This is a genomic window from Nonomuraea sp. MG754425 (genome assembly GCF_021699195.1).
GTDB lineage: Bacteria > Actinomycetota > Actinomycetes > Streptosporangiales > Streptosporangiaceae > Nonomuraea.
This window is the reverse complement of the sequence record NZ_SSXE01000176.1, coordinates 1-20,748: the sequence shown is the minus strand read 5'-3', so window position 1 is coordinate 20,748 and position 20,748 is coordinate 1. Positions and strand designations below refer to the sequence as shown.

Genomic DNA, 20,748 nt, shown 5'->3' with positions numbered 1-20,748 from the left:
ACCAGGTACAACACCTTGAGCGGCAGCGCGGGCAGCGCCTGCGCGACCAGCCGTCCCGCCGTCAGCGCCGCCATGTACGCGGCGGGCGCGGCGCTGGCGACCAGCGGCGTGGCGTCCCGGTGCTCCTCCAGCAGCAGGACCGACCACTGCTCGACCGAGTTCTCGATGATCAGGACGCAGGCCGCCAGCACCCCCAGCACGACCACCCCGCCCCACGGCCGCCGCCCGTCGCCTCCGGCCTCCTCCGGCAGCCCGCGTCCCAGGGGCAACGCCAGCAGCGCCGGGGACGTGGCGGCCACGATCAGGGCGATGACGACGAGCATGGTGTCGACGCCGAGCCCGTACGAGCGGGCCAGGCCGGTGAGCGGGGCCGCGGCGATGACCGCGACGGGGAAGGCGGCGTGCACTGGCTGGAACAGGCGGCGGCCGGTCTCGCGCTCAGCGCGGCCGGTGGCCAGGTTGAGCGCGATGTCGAGGGCCCCGCTGGTGGCGCCGACCAGCGCCAGGGCCAGCGCGAGCTGCCAGGCCGTGCCGGCCAGGCCGATGGCGACCACGCTGAGCGCGAACAGGATCACGACCGTCATCAGCGCGGCCCGCTCGCGGCCCTTGGCCAGCCGTCCCGCCAGCGTCATCGCGGGCAGTGCTCCCACCGGGACGGCGCTCAGCGTCAGCCCCAGGTCCGCGGCCGAGATGCCGAGGTCCATCTTGACGGCGGGCAGCAGGGCGGCCCACGACCCCCAGAACACGCCCCACACCGCACAAACCGCGATCAGCGGCATTTACCAGCACTCCTTGAAATTCCGGTCAGCACTCAGTAAAGATCAGCTTTGCTGTTCCTACCCTCCGAAGGGAAGTTAGCGTGCTCATCCGTACGGTCATCGCGGCCGCCTCGGTCGCCGCCGGGATCGCCGCCGTCCCGTCCTCCGCGTACGCGGCCTCGGCCGCGTACACACCGGAACAGGTCTGTGGCAAGGGCTTCCACCGGGTCAAGGACGGCCACCGCGCCATGCGGACGCGCGACGGAGCCGTGTTCGGGCACGTGTACCTGATGTACCGCAAGCGGGGCGGCAAGAACTGCGTCGCCGCGATCAAGACCGCGTACACCGGAACCCGCACGGTGACCGGCGCGTACCTGGAGGTGCGCGGCGGCGGCCGGAGCGAGGACGCCCGCAAATACCGCTACTACGCCGAGACCGGGCACATCGACGGCGCGTGGAAGTGCGTGAAGTACGAGGGATGGACGCGTGACCCGGACAACCGCGTCACAGCGTGGGGCGGGCGCAAGACCTGGGGTAACTGCGGCGGCTGATCGAGGGTAGGGGATCCTCTGACGGTCCAGGACGAACCTTTTCGCCGTAACTGTCACATCGGGTGGGGTCGCCCCGTCCGAAGTGCGTACGACGCAAACCACGGAGGTTCCCATGACCCAGCGGATCAATGTCGCCCAGCACGTCCCCGAGGCGTACCACCACTTCCTGGCGGTCGAGAAGCTGCTCCACGCGAGCGAGCTGCCGGCCGCCACCATCGAGCTGGTCAAGCTGCGGGCCAGCCAGATCAACGGCTGCGGCTACTGCGTGGACATGCACAGCCGCGACATGAAGAAGGCCGGGGAGAGCGACGAGCGGCTGTGGTCGGTCGTGACGTGGCGTGAGGCCACGGTCTTCACCCCCGCCGAACGCGCCGCCCTCGCGCTGGCGGAGGAGGCGACCAGGCTGCCCGACCGGGAGGCCGTGCCCGACGAGGTGTGGCGGCAGGCCGCCGAGCACTACACCGACAAGCAGCTCGCGCTGCTCCTCGTGGCCATCGCGATGATCAACGCCTGGAACCGGCTCGGCGTCGCCGCGCGCCTCACTCCCGGCACGTGACCTGGGGCTTCGCCGCAAAAAGGTGACTGAGCACACATTCGCGCCAGGTAGAAATGCATTGAGCGGACGGCCCCGATGAGCCTGGCGCGAATGGCGGGGGCGTCGAGCGCCCGTCGTGCCGGCACCGTGCGGGACGGCGCACAGTCGCGAAAGGACAGGACGCGCTTCGGAAGGGGGCGACCATGAAACGCGTCAGGATTCAGAAATCGGCGGCCAAACGGCGCAGCCAGACGACCGATCTGGACCTGCGGTCACCGGCGGGCCGCAAACTCCCCTATTGACGGGCTCCTTACAGCAAACTTACGGGGGTATCTGTAGATAACATAGATAACAGGACTATCACGGGGGGCTCGCGATGAAGAGGCTTGTGGCGGTGCCGCCACCTGTTGCGAGGCACAAGATCCGCGACATCCGCGCGGGCGACCGTCACAAGCCGGCCGCCGACCCCAAGGTGATCGACCTTCGCGCCTACAGCGGCAGGAACGTCATCCGCTTCCCCGGCGGTCCCACTCCGGCCGCCTGAGGGCCGGAGCGGGTCAGGGGTTCAGCCGTACAGGCGCTTGGCGTACGCCTCGCCGTAGTAGTTCTCGAGGGTCTCGAGGCTCTCCTCGACCTTCTGCACGTCCTTGACCAGCCTGGCGTGCGACGGAAGGGCGTCGGGGCCCCAGCTCTCCGGCTTCCACAGGGCCGAGCGCAGGAACGACTTGGCGCAGTGGAAGAAGATCTGCTCGATCTCGACGACGAGCGCGAGCTGCGGGCGGTGCCCCTTCACCGTCATCTCGTCGAAGAACGGGGCCTCGCGGACGAGCCGCGCACGGCCGTTGACGCGCAGGGTCTCGTTGCGGCCGGGAATGAGAAAGATCAGCCCGACATGCGGATTCCGCAGAATGTTGCGGAATCCGTCGGCCCGGCGATTCCCCGGGCGGTCGGGAATCGCGATCGTGGTGTCGTCGATGACGTGGACGAAACCGACCGGGTCGCCCTTGGGTGAGACGTCGCAGTTGCCGTCCTCGTCCGAGGTGGCGATCAGGCAGAACGGCGAGGCCGCCAGCCATTCGACGTCGCGCTCGTGCAGCCGCGTCCGTTCTTTCGTCGCCGCCCTCGGCATGACCTCGCCGAGCAGTTCGCGCAGCTCGGCCTCCGACTCGATCTCGACCCAGCTCATCTGATCTCCCTTCGGGGGCGTCACCCCAGTTTGTCAGGGGATCGGATCGAGCATCCGATGCGGGGTCCGCAGGGCGAGGCTGACGCGATCCTGCCGCCCGCCCGCGCCCAGGCCGGGGCCGGGCCGCACCTCGACGTCCGCCGGCCCGACCATCGCGCCGCACGTCGCGCAGTACGACGTCGCCTCGATCCGGCCGCCGCAGCTCACGTGGTGGAACAGGCGGCGCGGGCCGTGCTCGCCGAGGTTGCGCTCGCCCCACTGCGCCAGCGCCAGCACGGGCAGCCACAACTCGCGGCCGGCGGCGGTCAGGACGTACTCGTCGCGGGGCGGGGCCTCCTGGTAGCGGCGGCGTTCGAGCACGCCGGCGTCCACCAGGGTGGCCAGCCGCTGGGACAGCACCGCCTTCGGGATGTCGAGGTGGGCCTGGAAGTCGCCGAAGCGGCGCACGCCGTACAGGGCGTCGCGGACGATGAGCAGCGTCCAGCGCTCGCCGATCACCTCCAGGGTGCTGGCGAGGGCGCAGCTCTGGCCGTCGTAGTTCTTGCCGAGCGCCATGAGGCCCATGTTAGTTCATTCACCGAACCGTGTTAGCCTGCGCGGCATGAGTTCATTGAATGAACCGACAGTGCGCCCGCGGACGCTGGCCATCGCCTCGTCAGCCCCGCTGCTCGTCCTGGCCAACTTCACGCTGCCGATGACGGCGCTGCCGCAGACCGCCGCGTCCCTGGGGGCCGGGCCGACCGGGCCGGTCTGGATCCTGGGCTCGATCGCGCTCGGGCTGTCCGCGCTGCTGCTGGTCGCCGGCGGCCTGGCCGACGACTACGGGCGCAGGCGGGTGCTGGTGACGGGCGCCGGCGTGCTGGCCGTCGCCGAAGTGGTGGCCGCCGCGAGCCCCAACATCCCGGTGTTCGTACTGGCCAGGCTGGTGCAGGGGGCGGCGGGCGCGGCCGTGCTGGCGGCCAGCCTGGGCATCGTGGGGCACGCCTACCCGTCGGGGACGCGGCGGCTGCGGGCCACCGCGCGCTACGGGGCGATGATCGGGCTGGGCACGGCGGTGGGGCCGCTGCTGTCCGGTGCACTGGCCATGGTGGCGAGTTGGCGGGCGGCGTACTGGCTGATGGCGGCGAGCGCGCTGGCACTGGCGGTCGTGTCGGCGCGGGGCCTGGCGGAGTCGCGCTCCGACGTGCCGCGCAAGCTCGACGTGCCCGGCGTGGTGCTGCTCAGCCTCGGCGTGGCGGCACTGGTGGCCGGGGTGACCGAAGGACGGACCGGGTGGACGCGGCCCCTCGTGCTCGGGGCGTTCGCGCTGGGCGTGGTGCTGCTGGCGGCGTTCGTGGCGGCCGAACGGCGGCGCGCCGAGCCGCTGCTCGACCTGGCGCTGTTCCGCCGGCCGATGTTCCTGGTCTCGACGGGCGGAGCGCTCGTCGTGGGGGTGGCCGTGGTCGGGCTGCTCAGCTACCTGCCGACCGTGCTCCAGTCGGTCCACGGGCTGACGCCACTGGACACGGCGCTGCTGTTCGCCGTCTGGTCCGGGACGTCGTTCCTCACCTCGCTGCCGGCCGGACGGATCCGCCTGCGCGCGAGCACCCGCCTGGCCACCGGCCTGGGGCTGAGCGCGGCCGGCTTCTGCGCGCTGCTCGGCGTGGGCACCTCGCTGCCGCTGCCGCTGGTCGTCGCCGGGCTGGCGGTGAGCGGCGTCGGCTCCGGGCTGATCAACTCCTCGATCACCCACCTGGCCATCGAGAGCGTGCCCGCGCACCGGGTGAGCATGGGCTCAGGCGCGAACAACACCGCGAGGTACATCGGCTCCTCGCTGGGCGCGGCCGGGGTGGCGGCGGTCGTCGGGGGCCTCGGGCCGGTGGCGGGCACGACGGTCGCGGTGGCGGGCTGCGTGGCGCTGACGGGTGTCACGGCGCTCGCCGCGCTGCTCGTCCGGCCGGAAAGCGGCGAAGCCGGTCACCAGCGGCGGGCGCGGGCCATGGTGGCGAGGTAGGCGTCACGTTCCATGGCGAACCTGAGCGGGTCCATGGGCTGCCGCTCGGCCCGCAGGTGCAACATGGTCAGCTCGGTCGCCGCCTGCTGGTAGTCGCTCATCGCCCGGCCGAGCCCCGCTCCCCTGGCCCACTTGCGGGCCGTCTTGCGGGCGGGCAGCGTGGTGAGCATCCGCAGGTCAGCCTCGGTGATCAGGCCGGTCGGGCGGTAGGCGGGCAGGTAGAAGCCCATCCGCGCGACGAGCTGGCGGCGCTCGACGGCCGTCACGGCGACGAGCAGGACGAGCGCGCCCATGATCACCAGGTAGGCCGCGCCCAGCCACTGCAGCGAGCCCGTGGTGGCCGCGCCGTTCCACAGGCCGTGCAGGAACACGGCGGCCAGGTAGCCGAGCGGGATCGCGGCGTACCTGCCGGCGGTGCGGCGGGTCAGCGCGTACGCGACGCCCACGCCGATCATGGACGTGTAGATCGGATGGCCGAGCGGATCGATCAGCCCGCGGACCACGAAGAGCTGGACCGCGGCGCCCGCGCCGTCCGCCCCGAACGCCAGCAGGTAGTAGCCGACGTTCTCCACGGCGGCGAAGCCGAGGCCCGCCATGGAGGCGTACACGATGCCGTCGGTCAGGCCGTCGATCTCGGCGCGCCGGCGCAGGAGCAACAGCAGCGCCGAGCCCTTGAGCGCCTCCTCCACCACCGGCGCGAGCACCACGACGCCGATGTCCTGGACGGCCGCGGTGCCGAAGCCGGCCCTGGCGAACAGTTGCTGACCGACCAGCGTCAGCGCGATGGCGGCCACGACGGCCACCCCCGCGCCCCACGCGAAGGCGACGGCGAGGTGCAGCTTCGGCTCGGGTTCGAGCCTGTCGAGCGAGAGCACGGCCGCGAGCAGCACCGGCAGCGGCGCCACGGCCAGCAGGGCCGACAGACCGAACCCGACCGGGCCGCCCGACACCAGCATCACGGCCAGCACGATCAGCGCGACCACGCCGGAGACGACCAGCGCGAGCAGCAGAGCCTTGCTGGGACGCTGGGAGAGCGGGGGTGCAGTCATGGTGATGCCTCTCTTCCCGTCGGCTCCGCCCACTATGCGCGCCGCCCGTCCACATGCGCTTAACGGTCGCTTGCCTCGCGGTAGTACGGATCCGCCACGACGGGCCCACCGTTCGTATACGCATACACCTCCCGGCCGCCGATGAACACCCGCAGCGCCCGGCTCATGACGTCCAGCGGGTCGCCGGACCAGATGACCACGTCGCCGTCGAGGCCGGGCCGCAGTGCGCCCACCCGGTCGTCGAGGCCCATGATGCGGGCGGGGTTGACGGTGATCGAGCGCAGCGCGGCGGCGGGGTCGAGCCCCTCCCTGACCGCGAACGTGGCCGAGTGGACCAGGAAGTGGATGGGCACCACGGGGTGGTCGGTGGTGATCGCCACCTCGACGCCCGCCCGGTCGAGGATGCCGGGGTTGCGCAGCGAGCGCTGCCGCAGTTCGACCTTCGCCCGGCTGCCGAGCAGCGGGCCGATGATGACCGGCACGTTCCGCTCGGCCAGGACGTCGGCCAGCAGGTGGCCCTCGGTGCCGTGGTTGATCACCAGGCGGTAGCCGAACTCGTCGGCCAGCCGGAGCGCGGTGGCGATGTCGTCGGCCCGGTGGGTGTGCTGGCACCACGGCAGCTCGCGGTCCAGCACCCGGACCAGGATCTCCAGCGTGCCGTCCCGGTCGAACGGGTTGCCCTCCTGCTCGGCGGCGGTCCGGCGGGCCCGGTAGTCCTCGGCCCGGATGAACGCGTCGCGGATCACGGCGGCCACGCCCTGCCTGGTGGAGGGCAGCTTCTTGCGGTCGCCGTAGACCCGCTTGGGATTCTCGCCGAGCGCGCTCTTCACGCTCACCGGCTCCTTGAGCAGCATCTCGTCCACCGACCTGCCCCAGCACTTGATCGCGACGGTCTGGCCGCCGATCGGGTTGCCGGAGCCCGGCTTGATCACCGCGGTGGTCACCCCGCCGGACAGCGCGTCACCGAAGGCCAGGTCGGCGGGGTTGATGGCGTCGAGCGCGCGCAGCCGGGCGCCGTTGGGGTCGGTCATCTCGTTGGTGTCCTGCCCGGCCCAGCCCTCGGCCTCCTCGTGCACGCCGAGGTGCCCGTGGGCCTCCACGAAGCCGGGCAGCACCCAGCTTCCCGCCGCGTCCACGACCGGGGTGCCCTCCGGGACGGCCACGTCCCGGCCGACCGCGGCGATCTTCCCGTCCTGGATGAGCACGGTGCCGCCGTCGATGGGGTCGCCATCGACCGGGACGACATATCCGCTGGTAATAGCAAGATTCATGATTCGTAACCTACCGCCGTGGGCCGTCGTGGGCTGGGCTCGCCGGGCAGCGGATGATCGCTGACATGCCCGGCCGTCAGCTTGGATAGGCTGAAATCTCACGATTTACCGCTAATCAGGGGAAGGCCGGGTGCATGGCGGAGAAGTACGGCCCCGGCGCGGGGCCGGGCCCCCAGTCGCTGAGCGACGAGGAGTTGTCGGGCCTGCTGGCCGGGCAGCGGTTCGGCGCGCTCGCCACGCTCAGGGGCAACGGCCGGCCGCACCTGTCCACCGTCGCGTACGCCTGGGACCAGCGCCAGCGCGTGGCGCGCATCTCGACCGTCGCCGGGCGGCTCAAGGTGCGCCAGTTGCAGCAGGATCCGAACTGCTCGCTCTACGTGGCCAGCGACGACTTCTGGTCCTTCGCCGTGGCCGAGGGCGAGGCCGAGCTGTCGCCGGTGAGCGGCGAGCCGGGCGACGAGGTGGGCCTGGAGCTGCTGGCGATGGGGCACTCGTTCGCCGGACCCGCCGACGAGCAGGCGTTCCTGCGGCAGATGGTGACCGATCAGCGCCTGGTGATCAGGCTCAGGGTCGCGCGCCTGTACGGCACCGCGCTGAGCTCCGGCTGACCCGGCTGACCCGGCTGCGCGGATCTTCCTGACCCCAGCTCTTGCAAGCCGTCCGGTAGCGGCCTACGATCCGGCTAATTGTTAGGAAACTTTCTTTAATGAAAGGTCTCCGACGTGCACCGATTAGCCACCCCCCTGATCGCCGTCCTCGTGATCATCGCGCTGAGCGGGTTGCCCGCGCAGGCCGCGAGCCGCCTCGTCGCCACGTTCACGCTGTCCGGCAACACCGGCACGTTCGTGGTGAGCAACCCGGGCACGACCGCCGTGACCGGCTGGTCGATCGTCTTCGAACTCCCGCCCGGGGTCACCGCGTCCAGCCCCCAGAACGCCACCGTCAGGCAGAGCGGCACCAAGGTGACGCTCACCCCCGCCTACTACATCGCCACCCTCCAGCCCGGCAGGACCACCGAGCCGTACAGCCCCAAGGTCACGCTCAGCTCCCCCGCCCAGCCGGTGAGCTGCCTGATCGAGGGGGCCAACTGCGACGGCAGCGGCGGCGACCCGCCCGCCAAGCCGCCGGTCAGCGCCACGTACGAGGTCAGCGGCAGCGCGGCCAAGCTCGTGGTGGCCAACAACGGCACCGCTCCGCTCAACGGCTGGACGATCGTGCTCGACCTGCCGCCCGGGGTCACCGCGAGCAACGCCCAGCACGCCTCGCTCAGCCAGAGCGGACGTACGGTGACGATCACGCCCGCGCACTACAACACGACCGTGAACGCGGGCGCGACCACCGAGCCCTACAGCCCGGCCTTCACGGTGAGCACCGCGGGAGCCGAGCCCACGAGTTGCCGGGTCAACGACGTCAACTGCGACGGCAGCCCCGACGCGCCGCCGGGCGCGCCCGGCGGGCTGCGCTCGCTCGCCACGACCACCAGGACCGTCACGCTCGCCTGGGACGCCGCCGTCCCCGGCAGCCTGCCGATCACCGGGTACGAGGTCTACAACGGCTCCTCGACGGCCGCCTCCGTCACCGGCACGACGGCGACCGTCTCCGGGCTGACGCCCTCGGCCACGTACACGTTCACGGTCAAGGCCAAGGACCGTAAGGGCACGCTGTCGCCGGCGTCCGCGGCGCTGACCGTCACCACCCGCGACCCGGCCGACGACACGCAGCCGCCGACGGCGCCCACCGCGTTGCGCAGCACCGCGAAGACGTCCTCCAGCGTCACGCTGGCGTGGTCGGCCTCCTCCGACGCCTCCGGCATCGCCGGGTACGACGTCCTGCTCGGCGGCTCCGCCGTCCTGACCGTCACCGGCACCACGGCGGTCGTCTCCGGCCTGTCGCCCTCGACCGAGTACACGTTCACCGTGCGCGCCCGCGACCTGTACGACAACCTCTCGCCCGCCAGTGCGGCGGTGCGGGTCAGCACGGCGGACATCGTCGAGACCGGCTACGCACGTATCGGATATTTCGTGCAGTGGGGGATCTACGGCCGCCAGTACTTCGTCCGCAACCTCGACACCACCGGCGCCGCGGCGAAGCTCACCCACATCAACTACGCCTTCGCCAACATCGACCCGCAGAACCTCACCTGCCTGCAGGGCGTCACCAAGGGAACCACCACCAACCCGCAGGACCCCAACCAGGGCGACGGGGCCGGCGACGCCGAAGCCGACTACGGCCGGCCCTTCAGCGCCGCGCAGTCGGTGGACGGCGTCGCCGACACCGGCTGGGAGAAGCTGCGCGGCAACTTCAACCAGCTCAAGAAGCTCAAGGCCAAGCACCCGCACCTCAAGGTGCTCATCTCGCTGGGCGGCTGGACGTACTCCAAGTACTTCTCCGACGTGGCCGCCACCGACGCCGCCCGCAAGAAGTTCGTCGCCTCGTGCATCGACATCTACATCAAGGGCAACCTGCCCGCCTACAACGGCGCGGGCGGCCCCGGCACGGCGGAGGGCATCTTCGACGGCATCGACCTGGACTGGGAGTGGCCCGGCGCCGAAGGGCACCCGGGCAACCACGTCAGCCCGGCCGACAAGGCCAACAACACGCTGCTGATCGCCGAGTTCCGCCGCCAGCTCGACGCGCTCACCACCACGACGGGCAAGCGGTACCAGCTCACGGCCTTCACCCCGGCCGACCCGGCCAAGATCGCCGCCGGCTGGGACCTCCCGGAGGTCGCCAAGAGCCTGGACATCTTCAACGTCCAGGGCTACGACTTCCACGGGGCGGGCAGCGACGACTCCTGGGAGCCGAACCGCACCGGCCACCAGGGCAACCTGCGCCTCGACACCGACAGCCCGTATGACCCGGACTTCAGCGTCGAACGGGCCGTGGACGTCTACCTCCAGGCCGGAGTCCACCCGCGCAAGCTCACGATCGGGCTGGCGTACTACGGGCGCGGCTGGCAACGGGTCGCCGACGGCGGCCGGTACGGCGAGTGGCAGACGGCCGGCGGCGCGGCGCCCGGCCAGTTCCAGGAGGAGGCCGGCACCCGCGGCTACACCAACCTGCTGGCCATGGTGCCCGGCTGCACGGTCAGGCACGACGAACAGGCGGTGGCCACGTACTGCTTCACCGGGGACGGCGGGCAGTGGTGGACCTTCGACGACGCCTGGTCGATCGGGCAGAAGACGGCCTGGCTGCGCGGCAAGGGGCTGCTCGGCGCGATGATCTGGGAGATGTCCGGCGATTCCGGCACGCTGACCACCGCGCTCGACACGGGTCTGCGCTAGCCCCTTCGTGCTGAGGCGGGTCCGGGCCCGCCTCAGCACGGCTGCGTGCCGGGGTCGAGGTCCTTGCGTCGCGTGGGCACGGCCGCGTGCCCCGTGGACGCCGATCGTCGCCCCGGCACGGCCGCGTGCCGGGAGTCTTCCCGATTGGGCTGCTTGTCGGGTGGAGGCCGGAGGGCGCTCTGGTAGGGCTGCGTGTCGAATGCTCATCCGCGCGGCACCACCCGGTTACTCTTCCATCAACTTCAGGTCACGCGCCCTTGTCACCGTCGAGTCGTTGTCTCTCCCCATCAGAGGAGCCCCATGTTCAGGCGACTCGCCGTCCTCGTCTCGTCCTCCCTGTCCTTCGCGCTCCCCCTCGCCTTCCTGGCTCCGGCCGCCCCCGCCCACGCTCACGCCGCGACCGTCGTCAACGTCGCGCACCGGGGCGCCTCCGCATACGCTCCCGAGAACACGATCGCCGCCTTCGAGCTGGCCGCCAGGCAGGGCGCCGACATGTTCGAGCTCGACGTCCAGGAGACCAAGGACCACGAGCTGGTCCTGATGCACGACACCACGCTGTCGCGCACCACCGACGCCGAGCAGGTCTTCCCCGGCCTGGCCCCCTGGAACGTCGGCGACCTCACCCTCGCCCAGATCCGCAGGCTGGACGCCGGCTCGTGGCTGTCCGGCACGTACCAGGGCGAGCGCGTGCCCACCCTCGGCGAGGCGCTGCGCGAGATGGGCGGCTCGGGCCTGGGCCTGCTGCTGGAGGTCAAGTCCCCCGACCGCTATCCGGGCGTCGAGACCCGCATCGCCGACGAGTTGCGCGAGCACTCCGCCTGGCTGCGACCGGGCAGGCTGGTGGTGCAGTCGTTCGACTGGGAGTCGATGCGCACGTTCGACCGGTTGCTGCCCGGCGTGCCGATCGGGCTGCTCGGCACGCCTTCCACGGCGGAACTGGCCGGGCTGTCGGAGTTCGCCGACCAGATCAACCCGACGTACACCACGCTCACGGCCTCGTACGTGCGCCGCGTGCACGACCTCGGCATGCGGCTGCTCACCTGGACCGTCGACAGCCCGGCCACCATGCGCCGCCTGATCGGTTACAAGGTGGACGGCGTCATCACCAACAAGCCCGACGCGCTGCGCGACGTGCTCGGCGCCTGACCCGCCCCGCGCGGCCGGGTACCCGTCAGCGTGTGCCCGTCATGCCCCGGCCACGGGGGCGGCCGGGGCTCCGGACCGCTGCCACGCCCGCCACAACGCCCACCAGAAGAGCACCGCGTACCCGGCGAACAGTCCCAGCATGGCCACGATCAACGCCATCTCCGGCAGCCCGGTCGCGTCCATCAGGTAGTCGATCACCGCGACGTAGTCCCGCTCCGCCCAGTGCCACACGACGTACACGATGAGCTGCAACAACGGGCTCATGACGAAGGCGGTCCCGGCCAGCGTCGCCGGCACGTGCGGCGGCCCGCCGCGCCGGGACGCCAGCAGCCCGATGGCCACCCACGCCACCGCCTGCGTGGCGAGCACGCCGGAGACGGCGACCAGCACGTTGCTCCACGGGTCGGTGGACTCGCGACGGTAGTCGACGCAGCAGTCCAGGCCGACGATCATGTCCTGGTTGCCGAGCAGCCACGCCACCGCCACCATCGCCAGCCGGTGCACGGCGTACAGCAGGGCTGCGAACACCACGGCGTACAGCGCGATTCGCCTCATGTCCGGCAGCATGACCGACCGGGGCCTGCCCGGACCACGCGCTGTCCGCTACCGGACATCTCCCCGCAGGTGCCGGGCGGTCTCGGCGTCGGCGGGAAAATACGCCTCCACCGCGATCTCCTCCAGCGTCACGTCGAACGCCGCGCCGAAGGTGGTGATCGTGTTGAAGAAGCGGAGCTCCCGTCCACGGTGCCCGATCCTGATGGGCAGGACGATGTCGACCGGCTCGGACGCCTCAGGGCTCGCCGCGCCCCCGTACCCGCGGACCTCCTCCAGCAGCGCGCTCAGCTCCGCGTCCCCGGTCCGCGCGACCTGCCGGGCCAGCCGGGGCAGCAGGAACCCGCGCACCTGCGCCAGGTTCCGCAGCCGCCGCGCGAACCCGCCGGGATGCAGCCCGAGCCGCATCATGTTGACCGGCGGCTCCAGCAGCGCCGGATCGACCCCGTCGAGGAAGACCTCGATCGCCGAGTTCGCGAGCAGCAGATTCCACCGGTTGTCCACCGCCAGCGCCGGGAACGGCTCGTGCCCGCGCAACACCTGTTCCAGCGCCTTGCGCGCCTCTGCCAGATCGGGGTCGTCGAGCGGGCGTTCCCGATAGAAGGGGGCGTGCCCGGCCGCGACGAGCAGCCGGTTGCGCTCGCGCAGCGGCACGCCGAGGTGCTCGGCCAGGTGGATGAGCATCGACCGGCTGGGAATCGTCCGTCCGGTCTCCACGAAACTGACGTGCCGGGCGGACACCTCCGCCTGGATGGCCAGGTCGAGCTGGCTGAGCTCACGCCGGCGCCGCCACTCGCGCAGCAGCTCACCGACCGGACGATCCTCTCGCATGCGGGAAGTTCTACCCCTCTAGTCCGTATTGCGCCATTACATCCCATGTAATCGACGACGGCGCGCGCCCTCTGCGAGGGTGCCGGACATGAGCGACCACGACAACAAGGACCTCGTCCTGAACGCCTTCAAGCGATTCGCGGCGGGCGACCGCGACCGCCTCCGCACGCTGCTGCGGGAGGACTTCGTCGAGCACAGCCCCGGCAACCCGTCCGGCCGGGACGCCTGGATCGAGTTCATCGGCACCGCCCCCGTGGCCGGCGCCCGCCTCGACCTCAAACGGGCCGTCGCCGAGGGCGACCACGTGGTGCTGCACTACCACCTGATCCCGCCGGGCGACGAACGCGGCGTCGCCGTCGTGGACATCTGGCGGCTGGTGGACGGGCAGATCGCCGAGCACTGGGACGTCGTGCAGCCGGTGCCGGGGCCCGCCGCGATCCCGCACGGCATGTTCTGAACCACGACGAGGGCCCGGCGACCATGGATCAGCCTCGCCTGCCGTGATCGGGCAGCACGTCCAGCGCTTAGGGTCGAGGGCATGGATCATGAGCCGATGCGGCGAGTCGCCCGGCCGTCTTCGTCGAGGTCCATCGGTCCAACATGAGCAAGCTCGACGCGGACGGCCGGGTGCTCCGCCGAGCCGACGGCAAGGTGCTCAAAGGCCCCGGTTACCGGGCGCCGATCCTCGATGACCTCGTCGAGTGGCCGTCCACCATGTCCTGAGCGCTTCGCGAAGGCGCCGCGGACCGTCGGTGCCCCTTCAGCGAGCCGCGCCGACCCACCAGCCAAGGAAGCGCCCGGTGCACAACCACGAACCCGCCGACTACCACTGCCCGTTCTGCCACCTGACCCCGGACCGCGAGCCCGACGTGGTCTACCGCGACGATCTCGTCTTCGCGATGATCTGCCCCCGGTGGTGGCCACGGAACGCGGGACATCTGCTGATCATCCCCGTCGCCCATCACGAGAACCTCTACGACCTCCCGGACGCCGACGGCCACGCGATCTTCGACGCCACCCGGATGCTCGCCCGCGCCATGCGCACCGCGTACGACTGCGCGGGCGTCTCCACCCGCCAGCACAACGAGCCCGCAGGCAACCAGGACGTCTGGCACTTCCACCAGCACCTCTTCCCCCGCTACCCCGGCGACGACCTCTACGGCACACCCCCGCAGCCCGACTGGCTCCCCACCGGCCGCCGCCGCGCCTACGCCCGACAACTACGCGCCGCCCTCACCCCCTGACCGCCTCCTCCTTGCTCATCCCCCACGGTCGTCTCGTCAAGACCCACCCTGGAGATCAACATGAACACGAGGTCCGCGGGCAGGGCCGCCGATGGCAACTCGGGGGCTCCGCGATCGGACCTCACCTCGTTCTGGACGCACGCCCGGAAAGTCGCCTCGTCCACCTGAAGCTGATCGCGGCTGAGATCAGCTCACCGGCCCTTTCCTACCAGCCATCCGCGCGGTTGCTCGTCATCGGATAGCTGTCGGAGTGAACAAACGGTCATGCCGAACCCCAGCGAGACGCACCTCCACGGAGCCGACGTCACCTCACGTACTGATCATTCGATCGCACGGCCGACCATACAGCCGCTCAAGCGCGACAACCGGCACCAAATGTGACAGCGGGGCGTCGGCATGTCACCGACGCCCCGCTGCCGACCAGGCATTTCACACCTAGCTGAAGCCCAAGATACTGGGGCAGTGCACTTATTCGAGGGGTGCGGTATTCCTCAGGATCAGACCCCGTCGGTCCAGTACTTCTGGAGTCGCGCGATGGCCTCCTCCTTGCTCATCCCCGCCACGGTCGTCTCGTCAAGACCCACCCTGGAGATCAACATGAACACGAGGTCTGCGGGCAGGGCCGCCGATGGCAACTCGGGGGCTCCGCGATCGGGTCTCACCTCGTTCTGGACGCACGCCCAGAAGGTCGCCTCGTCCACCTGAAGTTGATCGCGGAGAATGTGACTCCAAATACCCGGGCCATAGGTGCTTCGGTCGACCGGATGAGAGATCCGGGTCCTCAGAATCCTGCCATCGGGAAGATCTAGCTCGTAGGTGACATGGTGCGTCCCCGTTCCTCCCCGGGCGTTCCGCACCAGACGCCAGCCCTCGATCCGACAGAACCGGTCGTGATGCTCACGGGCAGGCTGGGGCCAGCTCACCGGCCCTTCCCTACCAGCCATTCGCGCAGTTGCTCATCATCACTGAGGCTGATCAACTGCACAAGCCCCCAGTTCTCGCGGTGGTTCGGCGCGTCGAGCAGACGGCTCTGCCAATCCTCCGCGTACTCACGGAGGCCCTCGATCATCTCCGCAATGGCTTGATCAAAGGTCGCACCGTCCGCGGCGATAGGCAGCCCCGGAATGAAGACCGACCAGCCGCCAGCTTCGGGAAGCACCTGTGCTCGAGAAGGAGTGACCATCGCGAGGTAGTGCCGGAGTCTTTCCGCGTCCACGAAGGCGGTCACGGCCGACTCACGACGCACCGTTGCCACGCGACCTCTCTCGGCCGCATCCAAAAGCGCCTTGAGATGTGCACGAGCTTCTGTATAGCTGTCGAAGTGAACAGCGGTCATGAGGAACCTCCCAGCGAAGCGCACCTCCGCGATGCCACGTCGCCTTAGGTACGTCAAGTACGTCACGTACTGATCATTCAATCGCACGACCGACTGTACAGTTGCATCAAGCGCAACAACTGGCACCAGATTCGTGAACGGGGCGTCAGCATGTCACCGACACCCCGTTACCGACCAGGCATTTCACATCTAGCTGGAGCCCAAGATCAGCTACAGCCGCTGGTCGAGCCGCAGCCCTCGCACACGTAGCAGCTACCGGCCGGGCGCATCTTCGTGCCGCACGTCATGCAGAGCGGTGCGTCCGCCGTGAAGCGCTGGTGGCTCTCCAGGGTGAACTCCTGGACGGGCTTCGGGTCGTCCTCCTTCGGCGGGGCGGCGGCCTCGATCGGCGCCGACTGGGCCAGCGCCTCCCGGTCCACCGTCTCCTGCAGGGCCGCCGGGTCCTCCCCGCGCTGCTGCGCCGCCCGCTCGGCCGCCGAGAAGATGCCCAGCGCCGCCCGCTCGTCGTAGGGCAGGTGGTCCAGGGCCAGGCGGCGGAAGATGTAGTCCATCACCGAGGTGGCCATGCGGATGTCGGGGTCGTCCGTCATGCCGGCCGGCTCGAAGCGCATGTTGACGAACTTGCTCATGTACGTCTCCAGCGGCACCCCGTACTGGAGCCCGATGGAGATCGCCACCGAGAAGGCGTCCATGACGCCCGCCAGCGTCGAGCCCTGCTTGGACATCTTGAGGAAGACCTCGCCGAGCCCGTCGTCGGGGTAGGACGAGGCGGTCATGTACCCCTTGGCGCCGCCCACCGTGAAGCGGGTGGTCATGCTCGGCCGCTGGTTGGGCATCCGCCGCCGGGTCGGCCGGTTGACCTCGACGACCTTGACCTCGGGCTCCTGGACGGGCTCCCGGACCTCCTTGGACTCCTGCTTCTTGGAGCCGTCGCCCGCCGACAGCGGCTGGCCGACCTTGCAGTTGTCGCGGTAGACGGCCAGCGCCTTGAGGCCGAGCTTCCAGCCCTCCAGGTAGACCTGCTCGATGTCGTCGATCGTGGCCGACTCGGGCAGGTTGACCGTCTTGGAGATGGCGCCGGACAGGAACGGCTGCGTGGCCGCCATCATCCGGACGTGGCCCATCGGCGCGATCGCCCGCTCGCCCATCGCGCAGTCGAACACCTCGTAGTGCTCCTGGCGCAGGCCGGGGGCGTCGACGACGTGACTGTGCTCCGAGATGTGCTCGACGATCGCCTCGATCTGCTCCTGCTGGTAGCCGAGCTGCCTGAGCGCCCGCGGGATCGTCTGGTTGACGATCTGCATGGACCCGCCGCCGACGAGCTTCTTGAACTTGACCAGCGCCAGGTCCGGCTCGATGCCGGTCGTGTCGCAGTCCATCATCAGGCCGATCGTGCCGGTGGGGGCCAGCAGGCTGGCCTGGGCGTTGCGGTAGCCGTTCTTCTCGCCGACCCGCAGGCACTCCGACCACTGGCGCGACGCCTCGGCGTGGATCTTCGCGTCCATCGAGCCGACCGTGCGCAGGTCGTCGTTGGCGGCGGCGTGCTTGCGCATGACGCGCTTGTGCGGCTCGGCGTTCCTGGCGTAACCGTCGTACGCTCCGACGACCCCGGCCAGTTCGGCGCTGCGCCGGTAGGACACGCCCGTCATCAGCGACGTGATCGCGCCCGCCACGGCCCGGCCGCCGTCGGAGTCGTAGGCGTGGCCGGTCGCCATGAGCAGCGCGCCCAGGTTCGCGTAGCCGATGCCGAGCTGCCGGTACGCGCGCGTCGTCTCGCCGATCTTCTCCGTCGGGAAGTCGGCGAAGGAGATCGAGATGTCCATCGCGGTGATGATCAGCTCGGTCAGCTTGACGAAGTCGGCCACGTTGAAGGAGTTGTCGTCCTTCAGGAACTTCAGCAGGTTGATGCTGGCCAGGTTGCAGGAGGAGTTGTCGAGGTGGACGTACTCGCTGCAGGGGTTGCTGGCGGTGATCCGGCCCGTCTCGGGCGTGGTGTGCCAGTCGTTGATCGTGTCGTCGTACTGCACGCCGGGGTCGGCGCACTCCCACGCCGCCTTGGCCATCTTGCGGAACAGCTCCCTGGCGTCGATCTTCTCGATGATCTCGCCGGTCAGCCGGGCGCGCAGGCCGAAGTCGGAGCCCGTCTCCACCGCGCGCATGAACTCCTCGGAGACGCGCACGGAGTTGTTGGCGTTCTGGTACTGGACGGAGACGATGTCCTTGCCGCCCAGGTCCATGTCGAAACCGGCGTCACGCAGCGCGCGGACCTTGTCCTCCTCGCGCGCCTTGGTCTCGATGAACTCCTCGATGTCGGGGTGGTCGACGTCGAGCACGACCATCTTGGCCGCCCGCCGCGTCGCGCCGCCCGACTTGATCGTCCCGGCGCTCGCGTCGGCGCCGCGCATGAAGGAGACCGGCCCGCTGGCCGTGCCGCCGCTGGACAGCAGTTCCTTGGACGAGCGGATCCGCGACAGGTTCACCCCCGACCCGGAACCACCCTTGAAGATCACGCCCTCTTCCTTGTACCACTCCAGGATCGACTCCATCGTGTCGTCCACGGAGAGGATGAAACAGGCGCTCACCTGCTGCGGCGACTGCGTGCCCACGTTGAACCACACCGGCGAGTTGAACGCGAACACCTGGTGCGCCAGCGCGTGCTTCAACTCGTGGTCGAAGATCTCGGCGTCCTCGTCGCCGGCGAAGTAGCCGTGCTCGATGCCCGTCCTGGTGTAGACGCCGACGACCCGGTCGATCAACTGCTTCAGGCTCCACTCGCGCTGCGGGGTGCCCACCGCGCCGCGGAAGTACTTGGTCGTCACGATGTTGGCCGCGTTCACCGACCAGGACTCGGGGAACTCGACGCCCCGCTGTTCAAAGTTGATGGACCCGTCGCGCCAGTTCGTCATGACGACGTCACGGCGCTCCCACTGGATCTCGTCATACGGGTGCACGCCGGGCTTGGTGAAGATCCGCTTCATCTTCAGTCCCTTACGCGGACGCTTTCCCCCGCGCGCGACTGAACCGCTGGCCGTCTCCGTCATGACTCCCCCTTCTCCACCTTCAACTGTTTGATCTCGGCTTCGAAGTCCGCCAGGCTCTCGAAACCGCGATATACCGATGCGAACCGCAGGTAGGCCACCTCGTCGAGCTCGCGCAGCGGGCCCAGAATGGCCAGGCCCACCTCGTTGGAGGGGAGCTCGGCCGCGCCCTTCGCCCGGATGGCCTCCTCGACCCGCTGCCCCAGTTGAGCCAGCGAATCCTCACTCACCGGCCTGCCCTGGCACGCCCGCCGCACGCCCGCGACGACCTTGTCCCGGGAGAACGGCTCCGTCACCCCGCTGCGTTTGCTCACCATGAGCAGGACGGTCTCCTGCGTGGTGAACCTCCGCCCGCACTCCGGGCACGTGCGTCGCCGCCGGATGGCGGCGCCGTCCTCCGTGGAGCGGCTGTCGATGACCCTGGTGTCAGGGTGGCGACAGAACGGACAGTGCACGCTTTTCGCCTCCAAGACCCGCGGCCACCACACGCGCCCTCCGCCCGCCATGACGGGACGCTCGCGCACACTCCATGGCAGGCCATGGAGTGGTCACGGAAACACAAGGTGTGGTGAACTACATCGGTGTAACTACTAGATGTTGTGGTCCAACCGTAGAAGCGCGCGACCATGAACGCAAGTTGAGCACAGCCCTCCGGCTGAAGTCGCTGATCAGCCCCGCCGTTCACTTCCGCCTCGGGCGTGTCGCCCGCATCTCGCGATCTTCCCGCAGGTCGGAGCGTCACATGGGTTGCGTACGACGTCAGACGTGAACAAACCTCACAACGGTACCCGAGGACACATCCTTCCTTTCCGCCCCTTCCCTCGCACCGCCGCACGGTCCGTCCGGACGCCTGCCCGAACTCGCGCACAGGACGACTCCGGCCCCCACGTCTGCACGCGCGGAACCGTCCCCTACTCCACCACGAACGTGTCCGACTCGGCGCCGGACAGCCATACGTCGGCGCGGCGGGCGACCCGCAGGAAGCGACTGCTCTCCCCGAACCCACATACGAACAACGCCGTCAGCCCTCTCCGGCATCCCTGGGCAGGCCAGGCGCGATCAGGCCGGGCGCGATCAGCGTAAGGCGGCGGTGTCCTCCGGGATGTGAAGCCGGCCACCGGGACGGATCAGCGAGCCGGACAGCCCGTTCAGCCGCTTGATCTCCTCCACCAGGACGCCCGGATCATCCCCTGCGGAGAGCACGTCGGCGATCTCCCACAGCGTGTCCCCCTGCTGCACCTCGACCCACGGCGGTCCGGCCTGGCCGGTCACCACGACCCGCACCTCGGCGTGCCCGGCGGCCCGCGTACCGAGCCAGAACCCGCCCAGCGACAGCAACGCCACGACCACCACCAGCACGACCCGGCCCCGCCGGGTCAGCCGCACCGGAGCCGCGCCCCTCCGAGCCACCCGCCCGGAGCCGACGTAGGCGCTCCTCGAACCACCCTGTCCGGCGGAGACGCCCGTACTCCCCGAAGCACCTCGCGAAGCGGCGCCTTTCCTGGGAGCGCCTCGCCCGATGAACCCCCTCGACCTCCCGGAACGGCCCCTCCCCGGCCGCCCGGAACCGCCCTGCCCCGAGTGACCCTCCGGCCTCCCGAGACCACGTCGCCCGGAGGCGCCCCGCCGCTGGGCGACCGCCGACCGCCGGGCACGGCCTACCGCCCTGGACGATCGTGCGCCCGCAACGGCCGGCCGCCCGGACGCATCCGGCGACCGCGTCACCGAACCGGCCGCCTCCACGGAACGTGCGGCCATGCCCTTCGGCCGCCCGCCCCTCCCCACGAGCCACTTGACCACGCCGGCCAACAGCCCGGTCAAGGCCGCCGATCCGGACGAGACAGACGCCTCCGGGACCGCTGGAACGTTCGAAACGGACGAGACCCGCGTATCGGAAAACCCCGGCGAGGCGTCCGGTCGGCCCACCCCATCAGACGACCGCGCTCCCGAGGCGGCCGACCTCCGCACCTCGCC

At 70.1% G+C, this 20,748-nt stretch carries 23 protein-coding genes; 11 read left to right on the top strand and 12 right to left on the bottom strand.

Annotated features, from left to right (window positions below; translation table 11 throughout):
- Positions 1-779, bottom strand: a 779-nt coding sequence (locus tag FAF44_RS41430) for an MFS transporter (RefSeq protein ID WP_368857788.1), incomplete at its 3' end; no start/stop codon positions are given.
- Positions 780-859: 80 nt separating this feature from the next.
- On the opposite strand from FAF44_RS41430, the gene FAF44_RS41425 reads away from it, so the two are divergent.
- The 3 genes from FAF44_RS41425 to FAF44_RS41415 all read left to right on the top strand — a co-directional run bounded on the left by FAF44_RS41425 (position 860) and on the right by FAF44_RS41415 (position 2,388).
- Positions 860-1,309 (top strand): hypothetical protein, encoded by a 450-nt coding sequence (locus FAF44_RS41425; RefSeq protein WP_237108869.1) that lies wholly within the window; start codon positions 860-862, stop codon positions 1,307-1,309.
- A 112-nt stretch (positions 1,310-1,421) separates the two neighbouring features.
- Entirely contained in the window at positions 1,422-1,865 is a 444-nt protein-coding gene (locus tag FAF44_RS41420) for a carboxymuconolactone decarboxylase family protein (RefSeq protein WP_237108868.1), read from the top strand.
- Positions 1,866-2,220: 355 nt separating this feature from the next.
- Positions 2,221-2,388 (top strand): hypothetical protein, encoded by a 168-nt coding sequence (locus FAF44_RS41415; protein WP_237108867.1) that lies wholly within the window; start codon positions 2,221-2,223, stop codon positions 2,386-2,388.
- A gap of 21 nt (positions 2,389-2,409) precedes the next feature.
- Here FAF44_RS41415 and FAF44_RS41410 read toward each other — a convergent pair whose 3' ends face one another.
- Together FAF44_RS41410 and FAF44_RS41405 are read right to left on the bottom strand one after the other, a co-directional pair.
- Complete coding sequence (locus FAF44_RS41410; RefSeq protein WP_237108866.1) at positions 2,410-3,030, bottom strand: pyridoxamine 5'-phosphate oxidase family protein; 621 nt, start codon at positions 3,028-3,030, stop codon at positions 2,410-2,412.
- A gap of 33 nt (positions 3,031-3,063) precedes the next feature.
- Entirely contained in the window at positions 3,064-3,585 is a 522-nt protein-coding gene (locus FAF44_RS41405) for a helix-turn-helix domain-containing protein (protein ID WP_237108865.1), read from the bottom strand.
- Positions 3,586-3,631: 46 nt separating this feature from the next.
- Between FAF44_RS41405 and FAF44_RS41400 the strand changes: the two genes are divergently transcribed.
- The gene (locus FAF44_RS41400) at positions 3,632-5,023 is read left to right on the top strand and encodes an MFS transporter (RefSeq protein ID WP_237108864.1); all 1,392 of its coding nucleotides are present in this window, start codon (positions 3,632-3,634) and stop codon (positions 5,021-5,023) included.
- Here the strand turns inward: FAF44_RS41400 and FAF44_RS41395 are convergent.
- Positions 4,987-6,072, bottom strand: coding sequence for a PrsW family intramembrane metalloprotease (locus tag FAF44_RS41395; RefSeq protein ID WP_237108863.1), 1,086 nt, complete (start codon positions 6,070-6,072; stop codon positions 4,987-4,989). The two genes, FAF44_RS41400 and FAF44_RS41395, sit on opposite strands and share 37 nt — an antisense overlap.
- Before the next feature lie 59 nt (positions 6,073-6,131).
- On the bottom strand, positions 6,132-7,343 hold the full coding sequence (locus FAF44_RS41390; RefSeq protein ID WP_237108862.1) for an amidohydrolase: 1,212 nt from the start codon (positions 7,341-7,343) through the stop codon (positions 6,132-6,134).
- 134 nt (positions 7,344-7,477) lie between these two features.
- On the opposite strand from FAF44_RS41390, the gene FAF44_RS41385 reads away from it, so the two are divergent.
- From FAF44_RS41385 to FAF44_RS41375, 3 genes are all read left to right on the top strand, one after another.
- Complete coding sequence (locus tag FAF44_RS41385) at positions 7,478-7,951, top strand: PPOX class F420-dependent oxidoreductase (protein ID WP_237108861.1); 474 nt, start codon at positions 7,478-7,480, stop codon at positions 7,949-7,951.
- Positions 7,952-8,065: 114 nt separating this feature from the next.
- Positions 8,066-10,627, top strand: coding sequence for a glycosyl hydrolase family 18 protein (locus tag FAF44_RS41380; protein ID WP_237108860.1), 2,562 nt, complete (start codon positions 8,066-8,068; stop codon positions 10,625-10,627).
- A 300-nt stretch (positions 10,628-10,927) separates the two neighbouring features.
- The gene (locus FAF44_RS41375) at positions 10,928-11,773 is read left to right on the top strand and encodes a glycerophosphodiester phosphodiesterase family protein (protein WP_237108859.1); all 846 of its coding nucleotides are present in this window, start codon (positions 10,928-10,930) and stop codon (positions 11,771-11,773) included.
- A 39-nt stretch (positions 11,774-11,812) separates the two neighbouring features.
- Here FAF44_RS41375 and FAF44_RS41370 read toward each other — a convergent pair whose 3' ends face one another.
- Positions 11,813-12,328: a hypothetical protein gene (locus FAF44_RS41370; RefSeq protein WP_237108858.1), complete on the bottom strand. Its 516-nt coding sequence runs from the start codon at positions 12,326-12,328 to the stop codon at positions 11,813-11,815.
- 48 nt (positions 12,329-12,376) lie between these two features.
- On the bottom strand, positions 12,377-13,156 hold the full coding sequence (locus FAF44_RS41365) for a helix-turn-helix domain-containing protein (RefSeq protein ID WP_237108857.1): 780 nt from the start codon (positions 13,154-13,156) through the stop codon (positions 12,377-12,379).
- Between the two features lie 88 nt (positions 13,157-13,244).
- Between FAF44_RS41365 and FAF44_RS41360 the strand changes: the two genes are divergently transcribed.
- The 3 genes from FAF44_RS41360 to FAF44_RS41355 all read left to right on the top strand — a co-directional run bounded on the left by FAF44_RS41360 (position 13,245) and on the right by FAF44_RS41355 (position 14,400).
- Positions 13,245-13,613 carry a nuclear transport factor 2 family protein gene (locus FAF44_RS41360; protein ID WP_237108856.1) on the top strand — a complete coding sequence of 123 codons (369 nt, stop codon included), beginning with the start codon at positions 13,245-13,247 and terminating at the stop codon, positions 13,611-13,613.
- Between the two features lie 143 nt (positions 13,614-13,756).
- A complete protein-coding gene (locus FAF44_RS55270; RefSeq protein WP_272895723.1) occupies positions 13,757-13,879 on the top strand; it encodes a hypothetical protein in 123 nt (40 codons plus the stop codon).
- Positions 13,880-13,956: 77 nt separating this feature from the next.
- The gene (locus FAF44_RS41355; protein ID WP_237108855.1) at positions 13,957-14,400 is read left to right on the top strand and encodes an HIT family protein; all 444 of its coding nucleotides are present in this window, start codon (positions 13,957-13,959) and stop codon (positions 14,398-14,400) included.
- Positions 14,401-14,897: 497 nt separating this feature from the next.
- Here the strand turns inward: FAF44_RS41355 and FAF44_RS41350 are convergent, their stop codons facing one another.
- From FAF44_RS41350 to FAF44_RS41330, 5 genes are all read right to left on the bottom strand, one after another.
- Complete coding sequence (locus FAF44_RS41350; protein WP_237108854.1) at positions 14,898-15,101, bottom strand: hypothetical protein; 204 nt, start codon at positions 15,099-15,101, stop codon at positions 14,898-14,900.
- Between the two features lie 218 nt (positions 15,102-15,319).
- Positions 15,320-15,736, bottom strand: a complete 417-nt coding sequence (locus FAF44_RS41345; protein WP_237108853.1) for a prevent-host-death protein — start codon at positions 15,734-15,736, stop codon at positions 15,320-15,322.
- 206 nt (positions 15,737-15,942) lie between these two features.
- Entirely contained in the window at positions 15,943-18,777 is a 2,835-nt protein-coding gene (locus FAF44_RS41340) for a vitamin B12-dependent ribonucleotide reductase (RefSeq protein WP_237108852.1), read from the bottom strand.
- Positions 18,774-19,229, bottom strand: a complete 456-nt coding sequence (gene nrdR / locus FAF44_RS41335) for a transcriptional regulator NrdR (RefSeq protein ID WP_237108851.1) — start codon at positions 19,227-19,229, stop codon at positions 18,774-18,776. The genes FAF44_RS41340 and nrdR overlap by 4 nt, the downstream gene beginning before the upstream one ends.
- A gap of 619 nt (positions 19,230-19,848) precedes the next feature.
- Entirely contained in the window at positions 19,849-20,160 is a 312-nt protein-coding gene (locus tag FAF44_RS41330; RefSeq protein ID WP_237108850.1) for a LysM peptidoglycan-binding domain-containing protein, read from the bottom strand.
- 406 nt (positions 20,161-20,566) lie between these two features.
- Between FAF44_RS41330 and FAF44_RS41325 the strand changes: the two genes are divergently transcribed.
- Positions 20,567-20,748, top strand: a 182-nt coding sequence (locus FAF44_RS41325; protein ID WP_237108849.1) for a hypothetical protein, incomplete at its 3' end; no start/stop codon positions are given.

What these genes read in the sequence shown, in the direction of transcription:
- FAF44_RS41420 (WP_237108868.1), top strand. Translation starts at nt 1,422, where the DNA reads ATGACCCAGCGGATCAATGTCGCCCAGCACGTCCCCGAGGCGTACCAC.
- FAF44_RS41415 (WP_237108867.1), top strand. Translation starts at nt 2,221, where the DNA reads ATGAAGAGGCTTGTGGCGGTGCCGCCACCTGTTGCGAGGCACAAGATC.
- FAF44_RS41410 (WP_237108866.1), bottom strand. Translation starts at nt 3,030, where the DNA reads ATGAGCTGGGTCGAGATCGAGTCGGAGGCCGAGCTGCGCGAACTGCTC.
- FAF44_RS41405 (WP_237108865.1), bottom strand. Translation starts at nt 3,585, where the DNA reads ATGGCGCTCGGCAAGAACTACGACGGCCAGAGCTGCGCCCTCGCCAGC.
- FAF44_RS41400 (WP_237108864.1), top strand. Translation starts at nt 3,632, where the DNA reads ATGAGTTCATTGAATGAACCGACAGTGCGCCCGCGGACGCTGGCCATC.
- FAF44_RS41395 (WP_237108863.1), bottom strand. Translation starts at nt 6,072, where the DNA reads ATGACTGCACCCCCGCTCTCCCAGCGTCCCAGCAAGGCTCTGCTGCTC.
- FAF44_RS41390 (WP_237108862.1), bottom strand. Translation starts at nt 7,343, where the DNA reads ATGAATCTTGCTATTACCAGCGGATATGTCGTCCCGGTCGATGGCGAC.
- FAF44_RS41385 (WP_237108861.1), top strand. Translation starts at nt 7,478, where the DNA reads ATGGCGGAGAAGTACGGCCCCGGCGCGGGGCCGGGCCCCCAGTCGCTG.
- FAF44_RS41375 (WP_237108859.1), top strand. Translation starts at nt 10,928, where the DNA reads ATGTTCAGGCGACTCGCCGTCCTCGTCTCGTCCTCCCTGTCCTTCGCG.
- FAF44_RS41370 (WP_237108858.1), bottom strand. Translation starts at nt 12,328, where the DNA reads ATGAGGCGAATCGCGCTGTACGCCGTGGTGTTCGCAGCCCTGCTGTAC.
- FAF44_RS41365 (WP_237108857.1), bottom strand. Translation starts at nt 13,156, where the DNA reads ATGCGAGAGGATCGTCCGGTCGGTGAGCTGCTGCGCGAGTGGCGGCGC.
- FAF44_RS41360 (WP_237108856.1), top strand. Translation starts at nt 13,245, where the DNA reads ATGAGCGACCACGACAACAAGGACCTCGTCCTGAACGCCTTCAAGCGA.
- FAF44_RS55270 (WP_272895723.1), top strand. Translation starts at nt 13,757, where the DNA reads ATGAGCAAGCTCGACGCGGACGGCCGGGTGCTCCGCCGAGCCGACGGC.
- FAF44_RS41345 (WP_237108853.1), bottom strand. Translation starts at nt 15,736, where the DNA reads ATGACCGCTGTTCACTTCGACAGCTATACAGAAGCTCGTGCACATCTC.
- FAF44_RS41340 (WP_237108852.1), bottom strand. Translation starts at nt 18,777, where the DNA reads ATGACGGAGACGGCCAGCGGTTCAGTCGCGCGCGGGGGAAAGCGTCCG.